Source organism: Kordiimonas gwangyangensis DSM 19435 = JCM 12864 (assembly GCF_000375545.1).
Classification (GTDB): domain Bacteria; phylum Pseudomonadota; class Alphaproteobacteria; order Sphingomonadales; family Kordiimonadaceae; genus Kordiimonas; species Kordiimonas gwangyangensis.
Genome location: NZ_AQXF01000010.1, coordinates 1 through 11,290 on the forward strand (window position 1 = coordinate 1; position 11,290 = coordinate 11,290).

The 11,290-nt window shown below is 51.5% G+C and carries 8 protein-coding genes and 3 pseudogenes; 1 reads left to right on the forward strand and 10 read right to left on the reverse strand.

Translation table 11 applies throughout. The annotated features are described in order from the left end of the window. Positions 1-19: 19 nt before the first annotated feature. From B150_RS21915 to B150_RS23300, 10 genes and pseudogenes are all read right to left on the reverse strand, one after another. Positions 20-1,196, reverse strand: a pseudogene (locus B150_RS21915) (IS3 family transposase). A 446-nt stretch (positions 1,197-1,642) separates the two neighbouring features. Continuing rightward, positions 1,643-3,325 carry an ATP-binding cassette domain-containing protein gene (locus B150_RS0118825; RefSeq protein WP_020401507.1) on the reverse strand — a complete coding sequence of 561 codons (1,683 nt, stop codon included), beginning with the start codon at positions 3,323-3,325 and terminating at the stop codon, positions 1,643-1,645. Further along, positions 3,322-4,245 (reverse strand): glycosyltransferase family 2 protein, encoded by a 924-nt coding sequence (locus B150_RS0118830; RefSeq protein WP_081611544.1) that lies wholly within the window; start codon positions 4,243-4,245, stop codon positions 3,322-3,324. Before B150_RS0118830 ends, B150_RS0118825 begins: the two co-directional genes overlap by 4 nt. Beyond that, positions 4,242-4,979, reverse strand: coding sequence for a class I SAM-dependent methyltransferase (locus B150_RS22780; RefSeq protein ID WP_081611545.1), 738 nt, complete (start codon positions 4,977-4,979; stop codon positions 4,242-4,244). The genes B150_RS0118830 and B150_RS22780 overlap by 4 nt, the downstream gene beginning before the upstream one ends. 9 nt (positions 4,980-4,988) lie before the next feature. Next, the gene (locus tag B150_RS23100; protein WP_081611546.1) at positions 4,989-5,828 is read right to left on the reverse strand and encodes a sulfotransferase family protein; all 840 of its coding nucleotides are present in this window, start codon (positions 5,826-5,828) and stop codon (positions 4,989-4,991) included. A 56-nt stretch (positions 5,829-5,884) separates the two neighbouring features. Continuing rightward, the gene (locus B150_RS23660; protein WP_425311197.1) at positions 5,885-6,940 is read right to left on the reverse strand and encodes a glycosyltransferase family 9 protein; all 1,056 of its coding nucleotides are present in this window, start codon (positions 6,938-6,940) and stop codon (positions 5,885-5,887) included. Positions 6,941-7,020: 80 nt separating this feature from the next. Beyond that, entirely contained in the window at positions 7,021-8,265 is a 1,245-nt protein-coding gene (locus B150_RS0118855; RefSeq protein ID WP_020401513.1) for a hypothetical protein, read from the reverse strand. Between the two features lie 33 nt (positions 8,266-8,298). Next, positions 8,299-9,132, reverse strand: a complete 834-nt coding sequence (locus B150_RS22785) for a glycosyltransferase (RefSeq protein ID WP_020401514.1) — start codon at positions 9,130-9,132, stop codon at positions 8,299-8,301. Positions 9,133-9,156: 24 nt separating this feature from the next. Then, positions 9,157-9,948, reverse strand: coding sequence for a WecB/TagA/CpsF family glycosyltransferase (locus B150_RS0118865; protein WP_025898119.1), 792 nt, complete (start codon positions 9,946-9,948; stop codon positions 9,157-9,159). A gap of 239 nt (positions 9,949-10,187) precedes the next feature. Continuing rightward, positions 10,188-10,280: pseudogene (locus B150_RS23300) on the reverse strand (ATP-binding protein); the annotation flags it as partial. 88 nt (positions 10,281-10,368) lie between these two features. Here B150_RS23300 and B150_RS23405 point away from each other — a divergent pair. After that, positions 10,369-11,290, forward strand: a pseudogene (locus B150_RS23405) (IS3 family transposase); the annotation flags it as partial.

Below are 11,290 nucleotides of genomic sequence, written 5' to 3' on the forward strand. Positions count from 1 at the left end.
CTGAATAGCCCCTAGTTTCTTAGACACCTTGGGCTTTCCAATTTTGCTGCCGTTCGAACTCGACGGGCGACAGCAGACCGTTGTTACCATGCTTGCGTTTTGGGTTATAGAAAAACTCGATGTAATCAAAGACGTCCTGCCGAGCTTCTGTGCGGTCCCGATACGTCCGTCGCCTGATCCGTTCCCGCTTGAGGAGCTGGAAAAAGCTTTCCGCGACAGCATTATCGTGACAGCTCCCCCGTCTGCTCATGCTGGCTTCCAGATTGTGGGTCTGCAGGAACTTCTGCCACTCATGACTGGTAAACTGGCTTCCCTGGTCTGAATGGATGATCACCTTCGATCTTGGTTTACGCCGCCAAACGGCCATTAGAAGTGCACTCAGAACCAGATCCATATGCATGCGGGACTGCATCGACCAGCCGACTAGGCGGCGAGAATAGAGATCAATCACGACAGCCAGATACAGGAAGCCTTCATGGGTCTTGATATAGGTGATGTGACGTAAACGTCTGCTTCGCAAGCCGTCACCCAGGTCTGATCAGGCCGCGCTGCATCAAACTGTTGCTACAAATGGTTGGGGGCCACGATTGCTGGCGATCCGCCATAGCTGCCGGGCCGACGACGGTAACCGACCTGTGCCTTGATGCCTGCCAGCTGGGTCAATCGCCATACCCGCTTCGGACAGCAGGTCTCGCCGATGGACCGCAGATCATCATGGATGTTGCGGTAGCCATAGACACAGCCGCTCTCAAGCCATACCTGCTTGATCAGGCCGGTAAGACGTCTGTCATCCTTGGCCCGGTTGCTCATCGGCGAGCGCAGCCAGGCATAGAAGCCACTATGCTGCACCAGCAGCACGCGGCACATCACGCGCACCCGGAAAAGGCCCCGGTGCGCTTTGATGAAGGCGTACTTTACTTGGCTTCTCTTGCGAAGTACGCCGTGGCCTTTTTTAGGATGTCCCGTTCCTCGGTAACCCGGGCCAGTTCCGCCTTCAGTCGGCGTATTTCGGCGGCCTCCGCAGCTTCCTGCCGGATCTGTCGCTCTGGCTTGTGATAGCACTTCTTCCAGTCATAGAGCGACTTGGTGCTAATCCCCAGCCCCGTCGCAACTTCCAGAACCGAATAGCCCCGATCAACCACCTGTGCGACCGCATCTCGCTTGAACTCTTCCGTATAACGAATACCTGACGACATACATCAACTCCTTGCTTCATTTTTACCAAGCAAGGTGTCTAGAAATCTAGGGGCTATTCAAACAGCCTTTCAAAGACGCTCCAATAGTAGATAATTGCCCTAATAGAGGCCTAGGTTAACTCATATGCTGAATATTCTTCTGCCTATGCCGTGCTTGCGGACAATATCCTTAACCTTCATCCTTGCAGCATGCTCTTATGAGACCGTAATACTCCTGTCTTCTGAAAACCTTTTGCGTGTCATACTTCATAAAGGAAGCTCCTGATCATCGTTTACAGAGACTCCTAACTTTAGAAACGACCTATCTATGGGGGAGGTAACCGGAAGTTTCAATATGGCCAGGCACAAATCCGGGACAGGGTCAATTAACCCCTCAATCGTCGACTTTAGATAATTCCAATCTCACGAGAATCGCTAAGGTTGTGCGATTTGCAAGGATTGATATCCTAAACAGAGTACGTTGCACCAATGTAACGTACTTTCCCATCCTTAACGGAATATATGCTGTCACCAATACTAGAGATTGTCCTGCTATGGGTGGCGATAACAACGGTCGTCCCTTGTTCTGCAAGGTCATTGAGCAGTGCCGTCAGGATCGCTTCCGACCGCGCATCCATCGCGCTGCTTGGCTCGTCCAGAAACAGAATGTTGGAACCCTGCAACAGAACACGGGTCATGGCAAGTTTCTGTTGCTGTCCCCCAGAAAGGCCGATACCCTGCTCCCCAACCATGGTGTTCAACCCCTCCGGCATTGCTTCTAGAACTTGATCAAATCCGGTCATGCGGCACGCCATCAGAATCTTTTCATCCGAAATATTTCTTTTGAGTCTGAGATTTTCGCCAATCGTTGTATGGAAAATATATGGTTGTTGGGAGACATACCCAATGGCCGCCAGCCATTTTTCGGTGCCAAATTCTGTTATGGCCAGCCCGTCGAGTTTTACTACGCCTGAATCGGGGGACAGAAGACCCGCCAGAATATCAAGAAGTGTCGACTTGCCATGCCCAGAGGGCCCCCAAAGTACAACCTTTTGGCCCTTCTTTATAATTAGATCGGCTGCATGGATTACTTTCTTAGGGCCGTAACTAAAGCTTACACCTTCCATTACGAGCTCCCGCCAATGAGGCAGGGCTGCATTCCCCAAATCTGAAAGGAGCAGGGATTTATGACCAAGGCTTTCAATTCTTGCCGCGACCTCCGCCATTTCTTTTTGGCGGCTGCTGAGACGGGTAGCCGCCATGCTGGCTCGTGTCAAGTAGGGCATGGCGCGAAAGGCCGCGCCAATCAGAAATAGGGCATTGGATGCAAAATTGGCGTCGTTCGCAAAAACATCCTTAAGCAGATAAGCGGAGGCAAAGATTGCTGCCACAAAAATAAATTCGATGACGGCCCTGCTCTCGTGTTGCGCAATATTTATAAGGCTGTACATCTTGCTGGATTGATGGCTGTGCTCCGTCGCATCCTCGAAAACGCTCTGGCGTAGGTTAAGCGCCCGCAGCTCCTTGGCACATCGCTGACTTTCGCCCACAATGTTCGCAAATTCCTGATTGTGATGCATATGACGCATGCCTATTTCCCGGGCATTGCTCCTGTTGCGTCTCGAGATAATGGCTCCCGGCAGAACAGCGATCACCGCGGGCACTATGATCCAAGGCGTGATCAGCAGAGCTGCCGCGGTAATCAACGTAAGCGACATGAGGCTCTGAATTAGGTCGGCTGCCGCAAAGAGACCGTCAAGGGCCAGCCTGCATTCGTTCAACAAGATATTGGTTGCCTGCCCACTACGGGCGCGGGAAGCCTTGCAGTAGGGCTGAGAGAGAATATTGAAGAAGATGCGGTCGCGCCAACGCGCTTCCTCTTGCGCGAGATAACCATAGATGCCGCGGTATATTATCATTACTGCGGCTGAACGTAGGAACCAGAACAAGAGCACAAGGCTTCCTGCGCTGTATAAGCCCAAGAAAGCAAACATATCCGATCCCTGAATGACATGCCCCAGCAGATAAAGGGTAAGAAGGTTGGCAAGATCCATGATTGCGACCAGAAACAGTAGTCCGATCAACTTCAGGAAGACCGGTCGGTTCTGATTGATAAGTTGCCAACCGGGCAGACTTTGAAAGCCAATCAAAACAAACCTCCCCAAAGAGCACGCATATGCCCCAAAGAAACAAAACCGGCACAAAAATGCCGGAACCGGTCCTGTTTGCGTCGGTGACCCACATTGGCAAAACCGGCTAGAAACTGCAAAGGAGCGCGTAGCGCATGTTTGACAAAGGACAGTACAATGGGCACCGGCCCACGAGGCGACATCAGGTCGAAAAGCCGTCGAGCCGCGACACCCTCAAGATACATACGGCGGTAGAACCATTTTTTTTGCAGCCGTACCGGTGTAACAGCATGTTGGACTGTCGCGCGACCACAGTAAAGTAGTCTTCCACCAAGCCGCTTAATCTGTTCCTCAACCCAACGCTCGTCCATGCCGTAAGCAGGCAGGTTTTCGTTGAAGCCGCCAATATCCTCTAATACGCAGCGAGGTGTAGAGAAACTTGCTCCAACGAGAAACTCGCTGGCGCCCAACACGCGGTCTTCCTGCCCCAAGTCCAACTGGGTCAGATAGGGTACAAAATCCGCATGTAGCCAGTCCGGATATCCATCACAATCAATAAAGGTTGGCAAAACGCGGGTACCAACCGCAACAGCTTCCCTCGCATCCCAACTGCGAGCATAAAGAGAGGCGAGTGCATCGATCGCACCGTCTGTTACAGCAGCGTCATCGTCCAGATACAATACAATATCACTGCTTGCAGCGCGCCAGCCGCTGTTTCTTGCAAACGGCAGCCCCAGCCTGGGCTCATACACATAACACAGCGCAGGCATTCGGTCCGCATAGTCTGCCGCGACCAGCCTGGTTCGGTCGGTGGAGGCATTGTCCACAACAATGACTTCCGCTAGCGCGACAGATGGGCACTCGCACAAGCTTCTCAGGCAGGCTTCCAGCTCTTCCGCTCGGTTATGAGTGCAGACAACTGCTGAAATTGATACCGTCATTTCGTGCAGGAAATCAGAAAAGTCGAGCTGTCGGACTCTAGGACGGCAATCTTGGATGCGGGTAGCGACCTCAACAATATTAGACCAATGCAGTTAGCCAGCAGCGCATATGCCGCAAACACGATTTTCTTGACCTTTCCCGCTTTGTTACGATCCTCCGGCAGGAGGATACGCTCCACCAATGCGTTGCAAAACCCGGTTGCGCTCACGATAGCGTTATCGATTGGCTCGACAGATACATCGGACCACCCATATTGTTCAAAATGCCTCTCAAGTCCCTGCTTGGTCCAGCGCCAGAAGTCGGCCTCCGCGTGGACCCGAAAGAATCCGTGTGTAGTCAGATACAGGCGGCCACCCGGCTTCAGACACCGACGTATCTCGGCGTGAAACAGATGCAGACTATCTACATGTTCCAGAACCTGCCAGCTTACGCATACATCGAAAACCGCATCCGGCTTTGGAATTTTCCTGTCATCCCCAATGAGTGCAATGGACGTGTCGCCATGTGGCAAGACATCAACTCCCTCATAGACTTGTGCCTTGAAAAGGCTTCTGTATGGCATCCAGCCACATCCGACATCCAAAATACGTGAGTTTGAGGAAAGGCGGGTACTCAGCCGGCGGATAACGGCAAGCAGAGTTTTGCGATGAAGATAATCTGGATCGAATATCGGTGGATAAAGCCATCGGTTTCCGATCGATTTTGCTACAGGATATTTTTTATATTTTAGCATCAATGAATCCTAAGATCGCCAGCACGATAAATCCACACCGATCATGCTCTCCAGCTCTCTCCTGTCATTCGCGTAAAAATCGACAAGCCAATCTAGAAGAGTTTGTGTCGGGGTAAAATCTCTCGTAAGTAGCCCCTTAAACATTTCCCTGTACCTTGCCGGGAAGATAGGTGCAATTTTTTTAGAGAAACTGAAAATTGTATTGTTCAGTGGTATCTTACCGTTTCCAACATTGTATTTTTGTCTTAATTCTATCGGACAGTCAGCATTTACATGCAACCACTCGAGCAATTTTTTAAAACTGCTCGGGACATTTGAAAAGAAATCCTCATAGATAAGGATGCAAATGTCATTTTGATCAAAAATATCGAGGTATTTCCTGAGCTGTTGCGAGTATAGCCCTTGAGACAAGTACTCGAGTGTCCCCGGAAAGTACATTTCGTCGATAGTTCGTTGGAGACTTCTGGATTCGATTCCCAACATTCGTTGCATCTTGTAGTCAGAAATTGCTCGTTCGACTGGGTCCCGCAATAGGACTATCAGACGGCTTCCCGGACAGTCTCGAAATATTCTTTCTGCGGTTCCAGGGTAATATAAGTAGGAAGCTGACGCTTCCATAAGAAGCGTCTCAGAGCTCGCTCCTTGAAAGAGAGCCCGGTATTCGGCAAGTGTCGAAGTATGAGGCAACGTCCCCCAAGGTCCGCTGCTATTGCTGAACGCCACGGAGTAATAGTGAGGTTCTTTTTCTTTAGCAGCATAAATCTCAGGATGCTGAGAAAGCCAACTAAAAAGAGTTGTAGTTCCACATTTTCCAGCTCCAATAATGAAGAGGTTGGGCATAATGGTCATCACACTCCCCCACGATCTTACTTTTCTTCAAGCGCATGCCGTCCTCACTAGAAAACTCAAGGCTTGTCTAAAGCCCTATGTATAAGTGTTACAACCCGCTCTATTGAAACATCAAGAATACAATGTGCTTCTTTCATACTACAGCCGTTTACGCATGTTTCCGCCGCTGGCCACCTAGGTTGTATAACGAGTGCACCCCGTCCATAAGGGCGAAACCTTAGAACTGAGTTAGGGTGGCCAGGGTCCCCGTCTATCGGAAAGCTTGAAATTGTCACTGTCGGCTTGCCGAGTGCAGCAGCAATGTGACCCGCTCCTGAGTCGTTGCCCACCAAGAGCACGGCCCGAGCAAGGATAGCCGCCAGAGCCAATAAGCTTGTGTGCCCACACATATTGACCACAGCTGCCCCTGCCTGAGCCTCGATATCGTTGGCGAGGGCTCGCTCTCCCGGGCTACCAACAAGTACCGTACGAATATTCTTACGTTGGTATATAGACAAGGCAACTGCTGCAAAACGTTCCACAGGCCACATATTTCGACCGCCACTCGCCGCTCCGGGAGCCATAACTATGAATTCCTCTTGCGCCTCTACGCCAGCATTGGCAAGCAAAGTGGCAGTATAATCCTCTGATTCTGATCGAATCCAAAATTCTAGGCTGTCGTCACAGCCCCCTCTGTCGGCCCCAAACATTTCTAGTAGTCTAAGGTTGGCACAAACCTCATGCTCTGGAGGTGCAGGGTCAATGAGCGTAGTAAAGCACCAATCATGTATAAGGGCGGAAAGCGGCCTTGCCTTGAAGCCCTTTCGGTATCCCACGCGAACTTTGCCACCTGTCGCCCAAACAGCCAGAGCTGTGCCGTCTGCTTCAGGGCCTCTCCGTGGCGACAAAACAAGGTCCGGATGTCTGTCTGAGAAAAGGCACCGCCTCAAACGCCACATCCTGAGGACCTGATGGATACTGTCCGCACGGCGCCAAACACGCGTTTTGATCGGAATTATTCTGTCTACATAGGGGCATCCCTGGAACAGGGGGGCGACACCTTCAGCCAAAATGAGATCGATAACCGCTTTCGGAAACACCTTTCTGGTCTCCCGAATGAGAGGAATGGTCATTACCGCGTCGCCAATATGGTCGGTCCTGACAATGATAATATTGTTCACATCCTTCTGCCGAGTCCCGGCTACCGCTTCCTTCACGAGGTCACCACTCTCTGACGATCCATCATAAATGAAGCACCATATATCAGCGCATAAATGCAGATAGTTGCACTCAAAGACCCCATCATTGGGTTGAAATTGGCAAAAAGCGTAAAGTTCATTATGGACAGCACAGTCCCCTGACAATAGCCGACGGTATATCGATCGCCAGGTCTCGCATTCTCAGCAACAATCTGAAGGAAGCTTACCAATTTAATGAAAAAGAGCGCCAGCAGCGCTGCTCCGAAGATCCCACCTTGCAACACAATAATAGCGAAATCAGAGTGGATAGGGGCATTGAATTCATGCCACCACGGTAGAAAATATTCCATATGCTGGGCATTGATTGATCCGGAAAAGTAGGATCCGAAGACCAATGAGGAATTGTGATAGGCCTCGCTAGCTGATTCGAGCACAGCTAGGCGAAACTCCGAGTTGCTATGCGCGCCGAGGAAGTCCTGTTTCAGGTCCTGCTCAAGATTAAATGGTAGTTGGAGAAGGTGCGGATACAGTAAGATCAGAACGTTATAGACAGTACTCGCCAAAATCATCAGCTTGGCAACCTTAAATAAGGCAGGTTTAGATACCAGCCCTAGGCCAGGTACAGCTAAGGTCATCATCATGGATACCACAATTGTCGATGACGGTCGATAAAGGGTATATATGGAAATAATAAGCACCAGAAGGATAATCTGGGACTTGTTCCACATCGCGACGGATAGAGACAGGGCGAAGAAGGCGATCACCATGTTTTGGTGTGAAAACTCAAGCCCGGCCATGCGGGCAAGAAGCATGACGACCGACAACACAATCAACAGCATGTGAAAATGATGCGCGATGCGACCGCTTTCCTCCCGTATCGGGTGTGGAAAACACGAAAATAGAATCAGAAACAGCGGGATAATTGCTGCCCCATAGCTATTGTCCAAGCCGGTAACGCGACTATGAGTGAAGGATATCACGCCAATCACGGAGAGGGTCAGGCCGGGCAGGATGAATCGGGTTACGCGTGTGAGAACGCCATATTGGACAATATTGTATAATAGAATGGCAATCCCGAGAACTGTGACACCATAGGCCACCGTGCGGTCGGAATAATCGAACAGGCTGACTATCAGAAGCACAAGGGTCGAAAGGACGAAAAAAAGCAGCGTGAACAGTTCCGCATAGTTCTGTACCACAGGCTGCCGCTTTGCAGCGGTCATTTTGCCGATGTTTGCGTTTTGCACGCTGCTCGCCATATCTTCTACCCCACCTACAGCTTGCCGCCCCACTTAGTTCGGCCAACGCCAAGATGGCTTTACGAAGCTGAAAGCCTGTCTTTGCTGCAAATCTGGGCCTGCATAAATTTCATAAGTCATAGGTGCCGGCTGATAATAGGCTCCGGACAAGGCTTTTTCCACCAATCGGCAGACATTTAGCGGAACCCTGAGGGCGCGTACCCAAAAAGGCATCGACTGATATAATTTCAGCGCTTCACGTTTGGCATTTTCACCCGCACTCATGTTGGCGCCTGTCATCATGAAAGACGAGAAATATCGCCGTTCGTGTACCGCCCTATATCCAGCCCTGAGCATGCGGATCACTAAATCCGCGTCCCCAACATCACGTAGCGAGCTCGAGAAGCGCAGGCCATCGTCAAATACGCGGCGCCGAATGAACATTGTGCAGGACAATACATAAAGGTGCGAGACGCCGATGTATTTCCAGCGTGGCTGATAACCCTTTCTAAAGGCAATTGGGCCACCTTTTTTATCGACCAAGATCGTATCGCCAAAAATAATATCGATGCTGGGATCTGCTTCAAAAAGCTGTGCAATCCGCTTCAAAGTCCCTGGCAAATACTGTTCGTCGCAATTGAGATAGGAAACGATGTCACCATCTGCTACCTCTATGCCCTTATTGATGGCGTCATACATGCCACTGTCCTTCTCCAGGATCGCTTGCACGTCAGCCCGTCCAGTCAGCCATGCTCGCGTTCCGTCGGTTGAGCCCGGATCTGCGACAATGTGCCGAACGTCCACGCCCTGATCCATGATGGATGCATGGCATTGCTGAAGCAACCCAACCATGTTGAGACTGGGTGTAATAACACTGAATGATACCATGATAGACAAAACCCCATGTCGTGGTCAGGCTGCCATTTTCTGTCTGATCGCTAGCAGAATGAACTTCGGACTTGTTGTCATATATCGTTTGAACAATCTGCGCGGCTCCGCCAGCAAACGCCAGAGCCAGTCGAATCCAAGCCTGTGTATTGTGGCTGGTGCGGCCTTAACCACACCAGCATTGAAATCAAATGCGGCCCCAACTCCAATCATGGCACCTGAGAACTTGTCCCTGTTCAGGGCCATCCAAGTTTCCTGCTTTGGACACCCCATGCCAACGAAGAGAAGTTGGACGCCGGCAGCTGTCATATCAGACAAAAATTGATCGTTCTCTTCTGCGCCTAGCGCCCGAAACGGTGGCGATGCGGCGAAAGCAATATTCAGCGAGGGGTATCCCTGTGACAGCCTCAGCTTCAATCCCTCGATAGATTTCGGAGATGCGCCGAAGAACCCAACTTTTACGCCTCTGCCTGCAGCCTGCGCGCACAAGTCTATCATTATCTCCGCGCCACGCACGGGCGTTTGGAGGGGGACTCCATACAGCCAGCTTCGTGTGCGCTGTAAAATGGTGCTGTCGCTCAATACCCAGTCAGCACTATTAACAATCCGCCGATGATCGGGGTTTTCATAAGACAATATGCACTGGTGGACGTTCGGAACGCAACAATAGCCCGCTTGGCCGGCAAGCGCGCGGCTAATTATTTCTTTGTAAAACTGCGACTTGGGCGCATAGTCGACCCGCATACCTAAAACATGGTGAGACTGCATAATCGTCAACGTTGAAGCAAATGAACTTAAAAAATTGAGCGCTGACAATGTTGGCTTCGCCTCGGATGTTATATCCCAAACATACTTAGCGTGTCATTGTGGCGCTCGCGATTATGGCAGCAGGCGCGTTGCCAATGCAAGCTTTTTAAGTTGCACGGCAGCGCCTTCAACGTTGGAAGATATATGGAAGTGTTGATTTCCGCTGAGAATTGACCCGGTGTTTTCACTGAGAAGTGACCCGGGTGAGATTATGTTTCGGGTCTCAGTTGTGGGTCAAGATGGGTTTTCTACTTTCCTGTTTTGGCCTTTCGGGCAGAGCTGTTCCTGAAGCGGAAGCTATCGTTTCCGGTCTCAAGGATGTGGCCGTGATGGGTGAGGCGCTTATGGTTGACCTGCCCCCCGGAATTTAGACCATTTTGAGCTGGAATTTTCCAATTATGATCCCCGTGTGGGGAGGAGGAGAATTCCATGAAGAAGTCGAAGTTTACGGAGGCGCAGATTGCCTTCATCCTGCGTCAGGCCGAGGAAGGGACACCGATCTCGGAGGTTTGCCGCAAGGCAGGCATCGCTGAGGCCACCTTCTATAACTGGCGCAAGAAGTATGCTGGGCTGATGCCATCGGAGATGAAGCGCCTTAAGCTGCTGGAAGAAGAGAATGCCAAGCTGAAGCGCTTGGTAGCCGACCTCAGCCTGGACAAGGCGATGCTGCAGGATGTGATCAAACGAAAGCTGTAGGGCCTGACCGGTGCCGCACGATCATCGATGACGTGCGTGCCGTCTGGTCCGTGAGCACACGGCGGGCTTGTCAGGTTCTGCAGGCCTGCCGCGCCAGCTATGTCTACAAGGCCAGACGGCCCGATCAGGCCCAACTCAAGAAACGGATCAAGGAGCTTGCCGAGGTGCGGGTGCGCTACGGCTACCGGCGCATACACACGCTTCTGGTCAGGGAGGGCTGGCAGGTGAACATCAAACGGATACGGCGGCTGTACCGGGAACTTGGGCTCCAACTCAGGAACAAAACACCGAAGCGGCGGGTCAAGGCCAAGCTGAGGGATGACCGGCAAGCGGCCGCTGCCCCGAATGAGGTTTGGGCCATGGATTTTGTACATGATCAATTGGTGACCGGTGAGAAGCTGCGCATCCTGACGGTGGTGGACACCTGGTCACGCTTCTCGCCTGCGACTGATCCGCGACGCAGTTATCGCGGTGAAGACGTGGTGCGAACCCTTGAGCAGATCTGCCGCAGCACTGGCTACCCCAAGACGATCCGGGTCGACCAGGGCTCGGAATTCATCTCGCGTGACCTGGACCTGTGGGCATACCAGAAGGGTGTGACCTTGGACTTCAGCCGACCGGGTAAGCCTACGGACAATGCTTTCATCGAATCCTT